At 71.5% G+C, this 17388-nt stretch carries 17 protein-coding genes; 13 read left to right on the top strand and 4 right to left on the bottom strand.

Annotation, left to right across the window (positions count from 1 at the left end; genetic code table 11):
- Positions 1–38 precede the first annotated feature (38 nt).
- From ACZ5XS_RS21640 to ACZ5XS_RS21615, 6 genes are all read left to right on the top strand, one after another.
- Positions 39–338 (top strand): hypothetical protein, encoded by a 300-nt coding sequence (locus tag ACZ5XS_RS21640; protein WP_468653630.1) that lies wholly within the window; start codon positions 39–41, stop codon positions 336–338.
- A gap of 1 nt (position 339) precedes the next feature.
- Positions 340–1437, top strand: coding sequence for a GNAT family N-acetyltransferase (locus tag ACZ5XS_RS21635; RefSeq protein WP_468653628.1), 1098 nt, complete (start codon positions 340–342; stop codon positions 1435–1437).
- A gap of 365 nt (positions 1438–1802) precedes the next feature.
- On the top strand, positions 1803–2624 hold the full coding sequence (locus ACZ5XS_RS21630) for a glycosyltransferase family 2 protein (RefSeq protein ID WP_468653626.1): 822 nt from the start codon (positions 1803–1805) through the stop codon (positions 2622–2624).
- Positions 2621–3637, top strand: a complete 1017-nt coding sequence (locus tag ACZ5XS_RS21625) for a glycosyltransferase family 2 protein (protein WP_468653624.1) — start codon at positions 2621–2623, stop codon at positions 3635–3637. Before ACZ5XS_RS21630 ends, ACZ5XS_RS21625 begins: the two co-directional genes overlap by 4 nt.
- On the top strand, positions 3630–4430 hold the full coding sequence (locus tag ACZ5XS_RS21620) for a polysaccharide deacetylase family protein (RefSeq protein ID WP_468653622.1): 801 nt from the start codon (positions 3630–3632) through the stop codon (positions 4428–4430). Before ACZ5XS_RS21625 ends, ACZ5XS_RS21620 begins: the two co-directional genes overlap by 8 nt.
- Positions 4423–8229, top strand: coding sequence for a lipopolysaccharide biosynthesis protein (locus ACZ5XS_RS21615; protein ID WP_468653620.1), 3807 nt, complete (start codon positions 4423–4425; stop codon positions 8227–8229). The genes ACZ5XS_RS21620 and ACZ5XS_RS21615 overlap by 8 nt, the downstream gene beginning before the upstream one ends.
- Positions 8230–8232: 3 nt before the next feature.
- Here the strand turns inward: ACZ5XS_RS21615 and ACZ5XS_RS21610 are convergent, their stop codons facing one another.
- On the bottom strand, positions 8233–9663 hold the full coding sequence (locus ACZ5XS_RS21610; RefSeq protein ID WP_468653618.1) for a GH39 family glycosyl hydrolase: 1431 nt from the start codon (positions 9661–9663) through the stop codon (positions 8233–8235).
- A gap of 198 nt (positions 9664–9861) precedes the next feature.
- Between ACZ5XS_RS21610 and ACZ5XS_RS21605 the strand changes: the two genes are divergently transcribed.
- Positions 9862–10956: a DUF5925 domain-containing protein gene (locus ACZ5XS_RS21605; RefSeq protein ID WP_468653616.1), complete on the top strand. Its 1095-nt coding sequence runs from the start codon at positions 9862–9864 to the stop codon at positions 10954–10956.
- Positions 10957–10977: 21 nt separating this feature from the next.
- A complete protein-coding gene (locus tag ACZ5XS_RS21600) occupies positions 10978–11748 on the top strand; it encodes a DUF72 domain-containing protein (RefSeq protein WP_468653614.1) in 771 nt (256 codons plus the stop codon).
- 385 nt (positions 11749–12133) lie between these two features.
- On the opposite strand, the gene ACZ5XS_RS21595 is transcribed toward ACZ5XS_RS21600, so the two are convergent.
- Positions 12134–12505 carry a GntR family transcriptional regulator gene (locus tag ACZ5XS_RS21595; RefSeq protein WP_468653612.1) on the bottom strand — a complete coding sequence of 124 codons (372 nt, stop codon included), beginning with the start codon at positions 12503–12505 and terminating at the stop codon, positions 12134–12136.
- A 71-nt stretch (positions 12506–12576) separates the two neighbouring features.
- Here ACZ5XS_RS21595 and ACZ5XS_RS21590 point away from each other — a divergent pair, with 71 nt between their 5' ends.
- Both ACZ5XS_RS21590 and ACZ5XS_RS21585 read left to right on the top strand, forming a co-directional pair.
- Positions 12577–13506, top strand: coding sequence for a GNAT family N-acetyltransferase (locus ACZ5XS_RS21590; protein WP_468653610.1), 930 nt, complete (start codon positions 12577–12579; stop codon positions 13504–13506).
- A complete protein-coding gene (locus tag ACZ5XS_RS21585) occupies positions 13487–13987 on the top strand; it encodes a ribonuclease FAU-1 family protein (protein WP_468653608.1) in 501 nt (166 codons plus the stop codon). Before ACZ5XS_RS21590 ends, ACZ5XS_RS21585 begins: the two co-directional genes overlap by 20 nt.
- A 78-nt stretch (positions 13988–14065) precedes the next feature.
- Here ACZ5XS_RS21585 and ACZ5XS_RS21580 read toward each other — a convergent pair whose 3' ends face one another.
- Positions 14066–14683: a class I SAM-dependent methyltransferase gene (locus tag ACZ5XS_RS21580; RefSeq protein WP_468653606.1), complete on the bottom strand. Its 618-nt coding sequence runs from the start codon at positions 14681–14683 to the stop codon at positions 14066–14068.
- Between the two features lie 140 nt (positions 14684–14823).
- Between ACZ5XS_RS21580 and ACZ5XS_RS21575 the strand changes: the two genes are divergently transcribed.
- Positions 14824–14958, top strand: a complete 135-nt coding sequence (locus tag ACZ5XS_RS21575) for a hypothetical protein (protein ID WP_095749573.1) — start codon at positions 14824–14826, stop codon at positions 14956–14958.
- 31 nt (positions 14959–14989) lie between these two features.
- Here ACZ5XS_RS21575 and ACZ5XS_RS21570 read toward each other — a convergent pair whose 3' ends face one another.
- Entirely contained in the window at positions 14990–15439 is a 450-nt protein-coding gene (locus ACZ5XS_RS21570; protein ID WP_468653604.1) for a GNAT family N-acetyltransferase, read from the bottom strand.
- 138 nt (positions 15440–15577) lie between these two features.
- Between ACZ5XS_RS21570 and ACZ5XS_RS21565 the strand changes: the two genes are divergently transcribed.
- Both ACZ5XS_RS21565 and ACZ5XS_RS21560 read left to right on the top strand, forming a co-directional pair.
- A complete protein-coding gene (locus tag ACZ5XS_RS21565) occupies positions 15578–16156 on the top strand; it encodes a dihydrofolate reductase family protein (RefSeq protein ID WP_468653602.1) in 579 nt (192 codons plus the stop codon).
- 159 nt (positions 16157–16315) lie between these two features.
- The gene (locus tag ACZ5XS_RS21560; protein ID WP_468653600.1) at positions 16316–17380 is read left to right on the top strand and encodes a lytic polysaccharide monooxygenase auxiliary activity family 9 protein; all 1065 of its coding nucleotides are present in this window, start codon (positions 16316–16318) and stop codon (positions 17378–17380) included.
- Positions 17381–17388: the final 8 nt, after the last annotated feature.

Raw genomic sequence — 17388 nt, 5'->3', positions numbered from 1 at the left:
CGGGCGCCGCCACGGCCGTCGGGGGATTCGGCGCGGCCTTGGCACTCGCCGGCTCCGACTCACCCCTGCGCGGCCCGCTCACCCTGTTCTTCCTGCTCGCGGCGCCCGCCGCGGCCATCGGCGCCGCACTGCGCGGCCTCGAACCGTTCGGCCGGACCATCGCCGCGCTCGCCGGTTCGGTCGTCGTCAACATGCTGGTGGCCCAGGGCATGCTGGCCCTGCACAGCTGGTCGGTGCGCGGCGGGATCGTCGCCGTGACCGTGATCAGCTGTGTTCTCCTCCTGCTGGTTCTGGTACGACGACCGCGTGGCCGTACGACGACAAGGCAGGGCATCTGACGTGGACATCAGCGTGTACCGTCCCGGCGAGCTGAGCGCGGCCGACCGGACGGCGTGGACGGCGATGCAGTCCAAGGCCCACCTGCTCGGCTCCCCGGAGCTGGCGAACCCGTTCCTGTCCCCCGAGTTCGCGCTCGCGGTGGGCCGCTACCGGCGCGGGGTACGGATCGCGGTGGTGCGGGAGGACGGCGAGGTCGCCGCGTTCCTCCCGTACCAGCGGACCGCCACCGGCATCGGCCGGGCCATCGGGCTCGGCATCTCCGACGCCCAGGGCGTGGTGCACCGGCCCGGGTTCACCTGGGACGCCCGGGAGCTGCTGCGGGCCTGCGGGCTCGCCCTGTGGGAGTTCGACCACCTGGTGGCGGGCCAGCGGGCCTTCGAGGCCGGGGCCACCGCAACCTTCCCGTCGCCGGTGATGGACGTGGACCAGGGCTACGACGCCTATCTGTCCCAACTCCGCACCCAGGCACCGAAGTTCACACGCACCACGCTGGCCAAGGAGCGCAGGCTGGGCCGGGACGCGGGCGAGGTGACGTACGTGCACGACGAACGCGACCCGGCGGCCCTGCGCACCCTGATGGACTGGAAGTCCGCGCAGTACCGCAGGACGGGGCGCAGCGACCGCTTCGCGCACGACTGGATCACCCGGCTCGTGGAGCACCTGTTCCACACGCGTTCCGAGTCGTTCGCGGGGATCCTGTCCGTGCTCTACGCGGGCGGCAAGCCGGTCGCCGCGCACTTCGGACTGCGCACCGAGCGGGTGCTCGCGTGCTGGTTCCCTGCCTACGACCCGGCGTTCTCGAAGTACTCCCCCGGCCTGGTGCTGCATCTGCGGATGGCCGAGGCGGCCGCGGCGGACGGCATCGCCTACCTGGACCTCGGCCGGGGTCAGAAGGAATACAAGGACTCCCTGAAGACACGTGAGCTGCAGGTGTCCGAGGGGTGGGTGACCAGGCGTCACCCGGTGGCGGTCGGACATCGCGTCCGCCGCGCCCCGGTGCGGGCACTGCGCAACGCGGTGGTGTCCCGGCCGGAGCTGTTCGAGCCGGCCGACAAACTGCTCAAGCGGGCGGGAAAGATCCGCTCGTCCCGTCGGTAACGGTCAAACCAACAAAAACGTGAGGCCTCGTTATAGGTCTTGCCATACGGGTTCAATCGTCAATACCGTCGTACATCTCACCCGCATCGGTCCATCATTGCGCGGCTCTAGGGGAGGGCTCAAGGACCGCGATGGCCTGGCGCGGGGCGCGGTAGGGGGGTGCCGTGCTCGGTGACCGTACTGGTGACCGAGTCGTGCCGCGCGGTCGGCAGCCGTTGTCGGAGGCCGGCCAGCTTTGCCAGCTCACCCGGTGGGTGCGGAGTTCCATTCCGCGGTGCCGTGCGTGAGAAACCCCCCTTTCGAACCGGACACACAGCCGGGCCGCCCAGGGGCGGGCGGTCCACCGGACGAGAGGGACCAGACTCATGAGCTTCGATCTGCGGCCGGCCACGTCGGGCCAGGACGCCTTCGTGACCAGCCATTACCGACCGATCTCCTCTCACCTGGCCATCGCGCCGCCGGTGAGCGTGGTGATTCCCGCCATGAACGAGGCGGAGAATCTCCCCTACGTCTTCAAGACCCTTCCGGACTGGATCCACGAAGTGGTCCTGGTGGACGGCAACTCCACCGACAACACCGTCGAAGTGGCCCGCGAACTGTGGCCTGACGTCAAGGTGGTCGAACAGCGCGGCAAGGGCAAGGGCGACGCCCTGATCACCGGGTTCAACGCCTGCACCGGCGACATCATCGTGATGGTCGACGCGGACGGCTCGGCCGACGGCAACGAGATCGTGTCGTACGTCTCCGCCCTCGTCTCGGGCGCGGACTTCGCCAAGGGGTCCCGCTTCGCCAACGGCGGCGGCACCGACGACATGACCTTCATCCGCAAGCTCGGCAACTGGGCGCTGTGCACCACCGTCAACCGCAAGTTCGGCGCCCGCTACACGGACCTCTGCTACGGCTACAACGCGTTCTGGCGGCACTGCCTCGACAAGATCGACCTCGACTGCACCGGTTTCGAGGTCGAGACCCTGATGAACATCCGGGTCGTGAAGGCAGGGCTCAAGGTGCAGGAGATACCGAGCCACGAGTACCTCCGCATCCACGGCACCAGCAACCTGCGGGCCGTGCGGGACGGGATCAGGGTGCTCAAGGTCATCCTGCGGGAGCGCTCCAACCGTCGTGCGCTGCGCAGCCGCAGGCACCCCTCCCCGATGCTCGACTCGGTCCGGGGAGAAGTGTCTTGAGCGGTCCCGACATCTCCGTCGTGATCTGCGTCTACACCGAGGACCGCTGGGAGGACATCCTCGCGGCGGTCTCCTCGGTGCGTGCGCAGTCCCGGCCTGCCCTGGAAACCCTGCTGGTCGTCGACCACAACGCGGCACTCCTGGACCGGCTCACCAAGGAGTACAAGGAATACAAGGAGTCCGGGGCGGGCACGGCGGTGCGGGTGCTCGCCAACGCGGGCCCCCGCGGCCTGTCCGCCGGCCGCAACACCGGCATCGCCGCCTCGCGCGGCGAGGTCGTCGCCTTCCTGGACGACGACGCCGTCGCCGAGCGGGACTGGCTCGCGCACTTCGCCAAGGCGTACGCGGATCCGCGGGTGATGGCCGTCGGCGGCCGTACGGAGCCCATCTGGGCCTCGGGCCGCCGGCCGGCCTGGTTTCCCGCGGAGTTCGACTGGGTGGTGGGCTGCACGTACAGGGGGCTGCCGCCCGGCCTGGTGCGGGTGCGCAACGTGCTCGGCGGCAACGCGTCCTTCCGGCGCGCCGCCTTCGAGGCGGCGGGCGGCTTCGCCACCGGCATCGGACGCGACGGCGACAAGAGGCCGCTGGGCTGCGAGGAGACGGAGCTGTGCATCCGCCTCGCCCGTGCCCGGCCGGACGCGGTCCTCCTGATCGACGACCGGGCGGTGATCCATCACCGGGTGCCCGAGGCGCGCGAGCACTTCGCGTACTTCCGCACCCGCGCGTACGCCGAGGGCCTGTCCAAGGCCCTGGTGGCGCGCAGTGTCGGCGCCGGCAAGGGACTGGAGTCGGAGCGCCGGTACGCCACCCGGGTCCTGCCGGCCGGCGTGGCGCGCGGGCTGCGGGACGCCCTGCTGGCCCGGCCGGGCGGCGCGGGCCGGGCGGGTGCGATCGTGGCCGGGGTGCTCACGGCGGCGGGCGGATACGTGGTGGGAAGTGTGCGGGCCCGCCGGGGCGGGGCAACCTTCACGGTGGCTCGGCTGTCGGACAGCGAGGGGGGCAGACATGACTGAGGCACCCGTGCCGATCCTCATGTACCACGCGATCGGCACCGAACCGAACGAAGCGACCCGCGAACTGTCGGTCACGCCCGGGGACTTCGCGGCCCAGCTGGCGCTGATCGGCGATCTGGGCCTGACCCCGGTCACCGCCGCCGATCTCGCCGCCTGTTGGCGCGGTGGCCGCCCGCTGCCCGCGCGGCCCGTCCTGATCACCTTCGACGACGGCTACGAGGGCGTGCACCGGCACGCCCTGCCCGTCCTCGCCCAGCACGGCTTCACCGCCACCGTGTTCGTCTCCACGGGCTGGATCCGCGGTCCGCACGACACCGGCGACAGCCTCGACACCATGCTCGACTGGGCCCAGGTCCGCGAACTGGCAGCGGCGGGCGTCGAGATCGGCGGGCACAGCCACACCCACCCGCAGCTGGACCAGCTCGACGACGCCGCACTGCGCCACGAGCTGATCCACTGCAGGGAGATCGTCACCGACGAACTCGGCACCGCCCCGGCCTCCTTCGCCTACCCGTACGGCTACTCCAGCCGCCGGGTGCGGCAGGCGGTGCGGGAGACGGGGTACGGCCAGGCGCTCGCCGTCGGCAACAGCCTCGCGCGGCGCCGCCAGGGACCGTACGCCCTGCGACGCGTCACCGTGCGCCGCAGCACGGGCGTCGAGGAGTTCGAGCGGCTCGTCAAGGGCCGTGGGATCGCCCGGAACTTCGCTGGGGACCGTGCCCTCACCAAGGGATACGCCCTGGTCCGCAGAGCACGTCAGGTCCGCCGAAAGGCCATCCGTTCCCGTGTCTGACACGACCACGACCACGACCGAGGACACCTCGCCCGCGACCGGGGCGCCCGAGCAGTCGGGGCGCAGGCTCCGGCTGCCCGGGCTCGGCCGGTCGCCGGGGGGCAGCCAGCTGTTCCGCAACGCCTACGCCCTGATGCTCAACACCGGCATCTCCGCGGTGCTAGGCCTCGGGTTCTGGCTGGCCGCGGCCCGCTACTACTCGGAGGCGGCGGTCGGCCAGGGCTCCGCCGCGATCGCCGCGATGAAGCTGCTCGCGGGTCTGACCGCGGTGACCCTGACCGGGGCGCTGGCCCGCTTCATCCCGGTCGCGGGCCGGGCCACCGGGCGGCTGATCTTCCGCACGTACGTCGGCAGTTCGGTGGTCGTGGCGCTGGCCGCGGGTGTCTTCCTGCTGACGCTGGACGTGTGGGGGCCGTCGTACCGCTTCCTGAACGCGCCGGTCAGCGGGCTGGGCTTCGTCGTGGCCGTCGTCGCCTGGAACCTGCTCACGCTCCAGGACGGGGTGCTGACCGGGCTGCGCAGCGCGCTGTGGGTACCGGTCGGCAACACCGTGTTCTCCGCGGTGAAGCTGGGGCTGCTGGTCGCGTTCGCGGTGGCCGTCCCCATGACCGGTGTGTTCGTGTCCTGGGTCGCGGCGATCGCCTTCTCCGTGCTGCCGCTGGGCTGGCTGGTGTTCCGGCGTCTGGTGCCCCGGCAGGTGGGGGCGACCGAGGAGCACGCGCATCCGCCGACGTGGCGGGAGGTCGGGCGGTTCCTGGCCGGTGACTACACCGGCTCGCTGTTCTCGCTCGCCGTGGTCTATCTGATCCCCGTGATCATCGCCTCGCAGGTCAGCTCCGAGGACAACGCGTACTTCTACATCACCGCCACCATCGGCGGCACGGTCAACCTGCTCGCCATCAACATGGGCGCCTCGCTGACCGTCGAGGGCTCGCACGACCCGCGGCGGCTGGCCTCCAACACCCGGGCCGCGCTGAAGCGGATGGCGCGGATCATGCTGCCGGTGGCCGGGGTGCTGTTCTTCGGGGCGCCGTGGATCCTCGGCGTCTTCGGCGCGGGGTACGCGGACGCGGCCACCCCGCTGCTGCGCTGGTTCGCGGTCGGCGGGCTCCTGCGGGTCGTCATGGAGACGTACTTCGCGGTGCTGCGCGCGCAGAGCCGCACCGCCGGACTGGCCTGGCTGCAGGGCCTGTTGTGCGCCCTGGTGCTCGGCCTGACGCTGCTGCTGCTCCCCCGCATGGGCCTGACCGGCGCGGGCGTCGCGGAGATCTCCGCCCTCGCGGTGATCGTCGCGCTCGCCGCACCCAGGCTGTACAGGATCGTCCGTGCGTCGGGCGCCGAGCTGCCCGAGGGCGCGGCGCCCGACGGGGACCTCGCCGACCTGGGGGCGCGCGAGGCGCCCGCCGCGGCGCACAAGCGCGGGCCGGGCTGGGCACTGGACCAGGACACCCTCGGCCTGGGCATCCACGTCGACTTCGACCACCTGGAACGCCGGCCCGATGTGCGCCCGGGCCCCGGCACCCCGCCCACGGGCGCGCCCGCGGTGCCCGAGGACCACCGGCCCGCCTGGGCCCGCAAGCCGGAACTGGGGCTGCCGGTCGAGGCCCGGGAGCCGGGGTCGGAGGCGTCGTTGGGTCCGGCCGAGGCGGAGGTCGACGCGCCGTTCGAGGCAGACGAAGAGGCAGCGGCAGAGGAGGCCCTCGTACGCGAAGAGGCACGGGAGACGCCCGTACACGAAGAGGTGTGGGAGCCCGAGGTGCGGCCCGCCTCGGGGCCGAGGGCCCTGCTGCCCACCCGTCTCGGTGTGGTCCTCGGTTGCCTGCTGGCCGCCGCGCTGCTGCTGTACTGGGTGCCCGCGCTGCGGCTGGGCGAGGCCGACCTGGACCGGATGGGCGGGCTCGGACTGGTCTCCGTGCTGCCGAAGGCCACGCTCGTCGGCGCCGGGCTGCTGGTCCTGGTCTTCGCCTCGCTGCTGTGGCTGGGCCGCGAACACCGGGCGCTGCTGCTGGTCACGCTGCTCGCGACGGTGGTCTCGCTGCACGCGCTGCCCGCCGTGATCGAGGCCGAGCCCCGGTTCGCGACGGCCTGGCAGCACCTCGGCTTCCTCGACTACATCGACCGGACCGGGTCCGCGGTGCCGGACCTGGACGCGCGCTGGAGCTGGCCGGGGTTCTTCGCGGCCGCCGCGTTCGTCCTGAAGGCCTGCGGGGTCGACGACTTCACCGAGATCATCCGCTGGTGGCCGCTCGCCGTCCAACTGCTCTACCTGGCGCCGATGTTCCTGCTCGTGCGGTCGATGCGGGCGAGCTGGCGGGCCAAGTGGACCGGCATCTGGATCTTCGTGCTCAGCGGCTGGGTCGGCCAGGACTACTTCTCCCCGCAGGGCTTCACGTATCTCCTGTACCTGGTCTTCGTGGCGATCCTGCTCGTCTGGTTCCGGGCACCGGGCGTGATCTGGACCGGGCGGCGCCCCGGCGAGATCGAGGTCGAGCCGACGAACCGGCGGCAGCGGGCCGTGCTGCTGGCGGTGGTGATCGGCCTGTTCGCGGCGAGCGTCCCGGCCCACCAGCTCACCCCGTTCGTGATGCTGGGCGTGCTGACGGTGCTCGTCCTGGTCGGCCGCAGCGAACTGCGGGGGCTGCCGGTGCTGTTCGGCGTCCTGGTGGCCGCCTGGGTGGGCTTCATGGCCGAGCCGTACTGGTCCGGGCACTTCGACGAGATGTTCGGCGGGGTCGGCGGGGTCGGCGGCAACGTGTCCTCGTCCGTGTCCGGCCGTATCGAGGGCGGCAGTTCGACCCACAAACTCGTCCTCTACGCGCGCGTGCTCCTCGCCGGCGGTGTGATGGCCTTCGCCTGCTACGGCTGGTGGCGCAGGCGCGAGCACAAGTACCGCGAGCGGTCGCTGCTGGTCCTCACGTTCGTGCCGTTCCTGGGCTTCGGCATGCAGTCGTACGGCGGCGAAATGGCCCTGCGGGTCTTCATGTTCGCCCTGCCGGGCGCGGCCCTGCTCGCCGGGCTCGCGCTGTTCCCGCGCACCGGCGTCACCGTCGAGGAACGCGACAAGGACCGGGTGAGCCTCGCCCCGCTGGCCGCGCTGATGGCGGGGCTGGTGCTGATCGGCGGCTTCCTGGTGGCCCGGTGGGGCAACGAGCCCTTCGAGCGGACCCGGACCGGCGAGATCGCCGCCATGGAGTACGTGTACGCCCACGACGACCCGACGGCACGTCTGCTGTGGCTGAGCGACGACCCGGTGAACGTGGTGACGCCGTCGCTGCCGTGGGGCGCGAAGGACATGGAGAAGGTCGAGTACCTGCCCACGCTGGCCCCGACCGACCCGGTGCTGGTGTCCGGCCTGGTCAAGGCGCTCAAGGACGCGGGCCCGAACTCGTATCTGATGGTCAACCGCAGTCAGGTCGTCTACCTCCAGCTGGACGTGGGTTACGCGGCCGGCTGGGAACCGCGGCTGATCAAGAACCTGGACGACCGGAGGGAACTGAAGAAGGTCTTCGTCAACGAGGACGTGACGATGTACGCGCTGCGCAAGCAGCCCGAGGGCAAGGTCCCGGCCGCGGATCCGGGTCCCATCGGACCGCAGGTGACCTGGACGCCGTGGTCGGTGGTGGGGGCCCTCGCGGCGCTCGCGCTGATCGTGCTGCTGTCGGCGCGGGAGGTCGTCCGGGTCGCGGTGCGGCCGAGCGTGCGGCAACTGCAGTGGCTGCAGAGCACCTTCTGGTTCTCGCTGCCGCTGCTGGCGGTGCTGCTGGCCGCGTTGGTGCAGCGGTTGATGACGATCAAGTGAGGGTCAGGTGGCTCGGCGTTCGAGCCACCTGACCTCGTACGCCTGCATCGTGACGTCCTTGCCGTCGATCTTCGCGCTGACCGACCGGTCGAGGGTGTTGACGACCAGGATCACCTCGTCGGTCGCCAGGACCCGGACCTCGGACCCGTCGGCGGCCGCGACCGGCACCTCCTTGGAGGCGGTTCCCGGCGGGAACTCCTGGCTGAAGCGCGCGACCAGGTCGTACATGGGCAGCTTCTCGCCCCCGCCGCGGCTGTCGGTCGGTGTCCACAGGCAGCCCGGGCAGTCGGAGCCCTTCTCCTTCTCCGGGTTCCAGTAGAAACCGGAGGAGGCACCGCCCTTGACCATGGCGATCATCCCGGCCGCCTGGACCGCGACCCGGCGGGTCTCGGACCAGCCCTTGCGCTCGTCGTTGCCGTCGGCGGGCTCGACGTAGTACTCGGCCCACCACAGCGGCAGATCACCGGTCCGCGCGCGCACCCAGTCGCCCACCGCCGTGAACTTGTCGGTGGCCGCGAACTCGTCGGGCAGCAGCTCGTCGTCCTGGGTGTAGCTGGACCCGTCCACGACCACGAACTCGGCGCCCGCCTTGTGCCTGTTCCAGTGCTCGAAGGCGTCCAGGACGCGCTGGTCCATGGCGCCCCAGGGGCCTTTGAAGGTCGCGGAGGCGTCTTCCGACCTCGGGTCGAGACTGTCCATGACCAGGTAGGGCCCGCCGACCATGATGTCCGTGTCGACCTTCTTGAGGGCCTTGTAGACGAGGTTGTAGAGCTCGGTGTACCCCTCGTGGTCCCAGCGGGCCTCGGCGTCGTTCCAGAAGCCCTTGAACTCGTTCCAGACGATGAAGTGGCGTACGTCCGGATAGCGCTTGGCGACGGTCGCGGCCAGGTCGGCGAAGTCCTGGTAGTGCTCACGCTCGGGGGCGGTCTCCAGGGAGGCCTGGCTCCAGTCGGTGTTGTCGACGCCGGCCTCGCCGCCCTTCATCCAGTCGGGGGCGCAGCACAGCGTGATGACGGGTGTGCCGCCGGACGCGCGCATGAAGTCGACGCGGAGGTCCATCGCCTCGAAGTCGTAACGCCCCTCGACCGGTTCGGGGTTGTCGGCGCCCCAGCCCATGAGGTGCTGGATCTGCGGCAGGCCCCCGGCCTTCGACAGCAGCCCCTCGACGCGCCCGACGGCGGCGGCACTGCCCTCGTCGGCGCTGAACTGGGTGTGGGTGAAGCCCCAGCCCACGTCCGGCTGTGTCGCGGCCGGAGTGGCGGTGGGCGTGCCGTGCACCTTGTCCCCGTCGCGCGAGGTGCCCTCGGTGCCCGAGCCGCCCCCGGGAAGCGTGTTGAGGAGGGTCACCACCAAGGCCAGTGCGGCCACGCCGACACCGAGCAGCGCGGTGAGCCGCCACCGCCCCACCCCCGAATTCCACCCATGACGTCCCATCAAGGGCAACGGTATCCGGCAGGACGCCTCCTGGGGCAGATGTCGTGGGCGCACAGCTGTGTAACAGGACGAAGGGGATACGCCGGGAGCGCGGGACGCTCGTGACGCGCCGCGGTGCACCGCCCGTGCCGAAGGAACGCGGGCGGTGCACCGCGGAAAGCGGGTGCACACGACGTCCGCGTGCCGGATCATGGCGGCATGTCTGCGAACCCACACGACGCTCTGCCGATCCGGCTCAACGTCGACGACAGCGACTCACCGTCCGACGTCGTCGACGCGCTGTTCCTCGGCCGCTTCGCGACGGGCGAGCAGCCGTACTCGCACGCGGCCAACATCGACCGCGTGCGGTCCGGGACGACGCTGCTGCCGGCGGGTGCCCGGGTGCTGCGCGTCGCCCGCGACGACGACCGCAGCGCGACCCTCGCCGAGGGCGACGGCTGGACCCTGCTGATCTCCCGCTGGAACCGCGGCGCCGACGTCACGGTGACGGCGACCAGCCCCGAGCTGGCCGAAAAGGTCCTCGACCAGGCCACCGACGGCGCGGCGGACGAGCCCGAACCGCAGCCGGAGAACGTGACCATGGGCTTTTGGTACGTCTCCCCGAGGCGTGGCCCGCACCGCACCACCCGGCAGATCTCCGCGGGCACCTGGGACGAGGTGCGGGACAACTACACCGCGCCGGTCGCGGACGCGATGGACCGCCTGATGAAGACGACCCCCGAGGGCATCGCGGGCCGTCTGCTGCTCCTGCACGGCCCGCCGGGCACCGGCAAGACGTCGGCGCTGCGGACGCTGGCGCGTTCCTGGCGGGACTGGTGCCAGGTGGACTGCGTCCTGGACCCCGAGCGCCTCTTCTCCGACGTCGGCTATCTGATGGACATCGCGATCGGCGAGGACGACTCCACGGGCAAGGGCCGCTGGCGGCTGCTCCTCCTGGAGGACTGCGACGAACTGATCCGCGGGGAGGCCAAGCACACGGCGGGCCAGGCCCTGTCGCGGCTGCTCAACCTGACCGACGGCCTGCTCGGCCAGGGCCGCAACGTCCTGGTGGGGGTCACGACCAACGAGGACCTGGAGCGCCTGCACCCGGCCGTGGTCCGCCCCGGCCGCTGCCTGGCCCGCATCGAGGTGGGCCGGCTGACCCACCGGGAGGCGGTGAGCTGGCTGGGCACCGAGGAGGGCGTAGGCCGCGAGGGCGCGACGCTGGCCGAGCTGTACGCGCTGCGCCGGGGCACCTCGCCGACCTCGGTGCCGGAGCCCCGGCCGGGGACGGACGCGGGGCTGTACCTGTAGGGCACGTGCTTTGATGGGGATATGACCCTGTTCCTCGGCACCTCGGGGTGGCAGTACAAGGACTGGCGGGGCGTCCTCTATCCGGCCGGGTGCCCGACGCGGCTGTGGCTGGAGGAGTACGCGGCGCGTTTCGCGACGGTCGAGATCAACAACGCCTTCTACCGGCTGCCGTCCCGGGAGACCTTCGAGGCCTGGCGGGAGCGCACCCCGCCGGACTTCGTCGTCGCGGTGAAGGCCAGCCGCTATCTGACCCACATCAAACGGCTGCGGGACCCCGAGGAGCCGGTGCACCGCCTGATGAGCCACGCGGCGGGCCTCGGCGACCGCCTGGGACCGGTCCTGCTCCAGCTGCCACCGACACTGCGCGCGGATGCGGGACTGCTGGACAGCTGCCTGTCCTGCTTCCCGGTCGGGACGAGGGTCGCGGTCGAACCGCGCCACGACTCGTGGTGGACGAGCGAGGTGCGCGAGGTGCTGGAATCCCGCGGCGCCGCCCTGTGCTGGGCGGACGTCCGCTCCCGCCAGGCGACTCCGCTGTGGCGCACCGCCGACTGGGGCTACGTCCGCTTCCACGTCGGCCGCGCCCGCGCCTGGCCGCACTACGGCCGACGGGCCCTGAAGACGTGGGCCGAGCGGATCACGCAGACGTGGTCCGGGAGCCAGGACGTGTTCGCGTACTTCAACAACGACCCGACGGGGGCGGCGGTGGAGGACGCGATGACCTTCGCGAGGGCGGCGCGGGCGGAGGGCTGGGACGTCACCCGAGCGCCGGAGCACCTGGAGCGGGCTTGAGGTTCCCGGCTCCGGTCCCTTCAGAAAAGGGCCCGCGCTTCCCGAGTCCGGGGCCCCAGGGAAGGGCTCGCGCTTCCCGAGTCCGGGGCCCCAGGTAAGACCCCGCGCTTCCCCGTGTCCGTTGTCCCAGTCCGTTGTCCCAGGGAAGAGCCGGACGTCCTCGGCTCCGGTGCCCCAGGGGACCGGACTCGGGGGGGGCGCGGGCCAAGAGGAGGAAAGAGCCCACGCCTCCCTGAGTCCGGTGCCCCCCGGAAAAGCCCGGACGTCCTCGGCTCCAGTGCCCCGGGGCAAAGACCCCGGACGCCACGACTCCGACCCCCAAGAGGGGAACGGCCCCGGACGCTCCTGATTCCGGCGCCCCCGGGGGGAAGGTTCCAGACGCGGCTCAGCCCGTCCCGTAAGCCGCCCGCAGGGCATCCCGCACCGCGACGAGCGCCGCGTCCTCGTCCAAGCCGAGCCGTCGGACCCGCTCGGCGTACGCCTGTGCGGCCAGCGCGGCTTCCCGTTCAGCCGCCGAGCCCGCGGCGGCGACATACGTTCCGTTGCGCCCCCGGGTCTCGATCACCCCGTCCGCCTCCAGCGCCCGGTACGCCTTGGCGACGGTGTTCGCGGCGAGTCCGAGTGACTCGGCCAGCCCTCGCACCGTGGGCAGCCGGTATCCCACCGGCAGCACCCCCGACCGGGCCTGCTCGGAGATCTGGGCCCGCACCTGCTCGTACGGCGGGGCGCTCTCATCGATGTGGATCTTCAAGGTCACGGGGTGATTGTCCCGCACCCGCCAGAAAATGAGAGGCACCGCGGTCCGTCGCCCCCGTAGCGTGCGCGTACATGACTGTGATCGTGCGCGACCTCGCGCCCGAGGTCCGAGCCGACATCGAGGGCTTCGCCCGCGTCCGCCACCTCGCGCTTCCGTTCTTCCTCGTCACCCCGGACTCCCTGGCCCACGACCTCGCCCACATCCGGCCCGAGGCCCACTACCGGCCGCTGGTCGCGGAGGAGGACGGCGAGGTGATCGGCACCGCCCAGGTCGGGCTCGTCCACGACAGCCCGGAGGCCGGACTGGGCTACGTCAACGTCTACGTGCACCCGGAGCGGACGCGCCGCGGCGCCGGCGCGCTGCTGGTCCGCGCCGCCGAGGAGCACCTGACCGCCCACGGCGCGACCAAGCTCTTCGCCTGGGTCCTGGACGAACCGGGCAACCGTGTCTTCGCCGAGCGGCACGGCTACCACGGCAGCCGCTCCGCGCACTTCCTCCGCCTGGACCTGGCGAACGGCGACCTGCCACCGCTCGGGCCGCTGCCGCCGGGGGTCGAACTGCGCACGGGTGCCGACTTCGCGGACGATCCGCGCCCGCTGTTCGAGTTGGACTCGGAGACGATGTCGGACGAACCGAGCGACATCGCCTACGAGTTCACCGATTACGAGGCCTGGCTGGCGGAGACCTGGTACCACCCTCTGTTCAGTCCCGAGCTGACCTCGGTCGCCGTGGCCGACGGCCGCCCCGCGGCCTTCAGCATGGCCCGCACCGACGGCGGCACCCGCTACGGCACCGTCATGACCGGCACCGCCCGCGCCTTCCGCGGCCGGGGCCTGGCCAAGCTCGCCAAGAACGACTCCCTGCACCGCGCGCGTACCGCCGGATTCACGCAGGCGTTCACGGGCAACGACACCGGCAACGGCCCGATGATCGCGATCAACAAGTGGTTCGGGTACGAGATCTGCGCCACGGAGGTGCGGTATGTCCGCGAACTCGGCTGACCCCTCGGTCCTCCTGGAGATCGTCCTGGTCAAGGCGGGCCGCACGAAGATCCGTTACGAGGCCGGGCTCCTCGGCGACGACGGCACCCGCCTCGTCGTCCGCGCCGCCTGGGCCGGCGAGGGCGTCCGCGACTTCGGCTTCGTCCGCTTCGAGCCCGGCGACGTGTTCACCGAGTACTACTGGCGGGACCGCTGGTACGCGGTGAAGGAGGTCCGCGCCGCGTCCGGTGATCTGAAGGGCTGGTACTGCGACATCACCCGCCCGGCCACGCGGTCCAGTGCCGAAGTCGTCGTGGAGGACCTCGACCTGGACCTGTGGCTTTCGGCCGACGGCACGGACGTGCTCCGCCTGGACGAGGACGAGTTCGCCGAGAGCGGTCTCGCGGAGCGGGACCCTGAGGCGGCGGCCGCCGCCGTGGCCGCCCTTGACGAGTTGGAGGCGCTGGCGCGCGCGGGCGGCTTCGACGCGCTGCTGTCGTAGCCGTCCCCAGCCGACCACCCACCCCGCCACTCCTGACCGTCCCCAGCCGACCACCCACCCCGCCACTCCTGACCGTCCTCAACGGACCACCGCCACCACCGCATACCGCTCGTCCTCCACCTCCCTCCCCCACAACAGCGCGTCGTCCGACAGCCGGTCGACGCGCACCTGCCCGGCGATCGGGGCGAGGAGGGCGGCGAGCCGGTCGGCGGGGATGCCCACCGGACTCACCGTCCCCCATACGCCCTCGACCAGCACCAGCCGCCCTCCCGGGCGCAGCAACTCCCGCCAGTGCCGCACGGCGCGGCCGGGGTCGGGCAGCGCCCACAGCAGGTGCCGTACGAGCACGACGTCGAAGCGCTCCTCCCCCACGGGCGGTGCCGTCGCGTCACCGAGGAGGAACACGGCGTCACGGCCGGCCGACTTGGCGCGCGCGAGGCCGACCATGGCCGGAGACACATCCACGCCGGTGACGTGGTGGCCCTGTTCGGCGGCGAGGAGCGACAGGCTGCCGGTGCCGCAGCCGAGGTCGAGGACGTCGGACGGACGCTCGGGGAGCCAGTCGCGCAGGCGTCCTGCCCAGGCGTGGCGCACCCGCGGGTCGCGCAGACCGTGGTCCGGCTCGTCGTCGAATGAGGCGGCCCGAGCGTCCCAGTCGACACCCACCGAAGTCGTTCCGTCACTCTCGTGTGTCATGCGCCCAAGGGTGACACCTGCCACTGACAGTCGAATCGTGACACTGGCCACTGACAGAACAGCAACCGATGAGGAAGTCTCCCTTAACGGGTCTACCTCCGTGAGAACGCGGAACTCGGTAGACCCTGAAGGAGGCAGCCATGCGCCGTGTGACCGTGCAGAAGCCCCTGAAGAAGACGGACTCCCGCCAGGTCCGCGAGGAGGCCGACGAGCGCCCCGCGGGACGCCCGGAGGTCCGAAAGGACATCGCGCGCACGTGGTGGCCGGACGGGTGAGAGGCACGAGCCTGCCCGGCCCGATCTCCCGTCAGTGCAGCCGCTTGCGGTAGTGAACGCGGTCGTACGGCCCGTCGACGCGCCGTTCCACGACCTCGTATCCGTACTTCGGGTAGATCTTCTGGTTCTCCCACATCATGGCGTGCGTGTGGAGCCTGAGTTCGGGCAGACGCAGCGCACGCGCGCGTGCCTCCACGAAACGCAGCAGCCGTCCCCCCACGCCCCTGCCGTGCGCGTCGGGGTGGACGGCGATGTTGTCCAGGTACAGGTGGTCCTCGTACGCCTCGATCACCACCAGCCCGATCACGGGCTCCCCCGTCACGAACACCTTCCCCTCGGCCACGTTCGCCGCGTGGTCCGCCCGCATGGGCTGCGGCACCGTCCCGATGCGCTCGATGTAGTGGTGGTACGCGGCGTCGGTGACGGCTTTCACGGCGGGTACGTCGGCTGTCGTCGCGGGCCGGATCTCCTCGTGCGTCATGGCGCGCACGCTACCGGGACCGATGCGCCGTGCACCGGGCCCGGCCAGTGGTGAGGCTCAGGAGATCCCGCGCGTCGCGATGAGTTCCGCGGCTTACGGCGGTCGTACCGTCGAGCCCGTGACCGAGGAGGATCTCTCATGCGCAGCGTGACCTATTCGATGAGCGTCTCACTTGACGGCTACATCGTCGGGCCGGACGGCCGCTTCGACTGGACGGTGCCCGACGAGGAGGTCTTTCGCTTCTGGATCGACGAGATTCGAGAGGTCGGCGTCCACCTGCTGGGACGACGGCTGTACGAGACGATGCTGTACTGGGAGACCGCCGACCAGGATCCGTCGCTCGACGAATCCGATCTCGAGTGGACCGCGTTGTGGAAGGCGCTGCCGAGGGTGGTGTTCTCCACCACGCTGTCGTCGGTGCAGGGCAATGCCCGCCTGGCCTCCGGCGGCGTGGCGGAGGAGATCGAGCGGCTGCGAGCCGAGCCGGGAGAGGGCGACATCGCGATCGGCGGCGCGACTCTCGCCGCCGAGGCTGCCGCGGCGGATCTGATCGACGAGTACCGGGCCATGGTCTACCCGGTGCTGGTCGGCGGTGGCACTCCGTTCTTTCCCCAGCACGAGCGCCGGGTGGATCTCGAACTCGTCGAGACCCGCACCTTCGCCTCGAGAGTCGTCTACCTCCGCCACCGCGTGGCGCGCGAGGCGGCCGTGTCGTAGTTCGCCGCCGCCACCGTGACGCAGGCCGGTCATGTACCTGATCTACGCCTCAGCCCTCCCTTAAGGCGGCCATAAAGATCGCCTCCAGCCGCCCCCAGCAGGCCTTTTCACGGTTTCTTTGATCCGGCACGCATCTGTTCCGGTTCGAGGAGATCCCCCATGCCCGCACGCCGCAAGGCCGTCACCGTCGCCGTTCTCGGCCTGGCCCCGCTGGCCCTGACCACCTTGTCCGCCGCCCCCGCTTCCGCGCACGGATCGATGGGCGACCCGGTCAGCCGGGTCTCGCAGTGTTACGCGGAGGGCCCCGAGAGCCCGGCGTCGGACGCGTGCCGGGCGGCGGTCGCGGCCGGCGGCACGCAGGCGCTCTACGACTGGAACGGCGTCCGCATCGGCAACGCGGACGGACAGCACCAGGCGCTGATCCCGGACGGCAGGCTGTGCAGCGCGAACAACGACGAGTTCAAGGGGCTCGACCTGGTCCGCGCCGACTGGCCCGCGACCGGCGTGAGCAGTGGGTCGTACACCTTCAAGTACCGCGTGACCGCCCCGCACAAGGGGACCTTCACGGTGTACATCACCAAGGCCGGTTACGACCCGGCGCAGCCGCTCGGCTGGGACGACCTGGACCTGGCCAACCCGGTGGCGACGGCCACCGACCCGGGCACGTCCGGCGGCTTCTCCACCTTCTCGGGCAGCCTCCCCCAGCGCTCCGGCAAGCACTTGCTGTACGCGATCTGGCAGCGCTCGGACAGCCCGGAGGCGTTCTACTCCTGCTCGGACGTGGCGTTCGGCGGCGATAGCGGTAGCGGTAGTGGTAGCGGTGACAGCGGCAGGGACAGTGACAGCGGTACGACGAGCGGCGCGTCCGCGGCCCCGACCGCCTCCGCTCCCTCCGAGGAGCAGATCGAGGACGGCACCGACAAGTCGACAGTCGAGCACAACGGCCACGGTGACCAGGACGCCAGGACGTCGGCCGAGCCGGAGACGGATTCGCAGGCGAGTCCGGAGGCGCGTCCGGAGGCCGGGCCGGCCGCCCAGGGCGAGAGTTCCCCGCCCACCGAGGTGAAGGCGGCCGGCGACACCGGGAACCTCGCCGAGACCGGTGGCGACGGCGGCACGCCGTATCTCGCCGTGGGCGGCGCGGCGACGCTGGCGCTCGGCTCGGCGGTGCTGTTCGCCTCGGTGCGCCGGCGTGCGGTGGGCGGCGGCCGGCACGGTCGCTGACCTGGGGC

This window comes from Streptomyces sp. NPDC033131, from assembly GCF_055578365.1.
The sequence above is the reverse complement of the archived record's forward strand: the minus strand, read 5'-3'. Positions and strand labels throughout refer to the sequence as shown.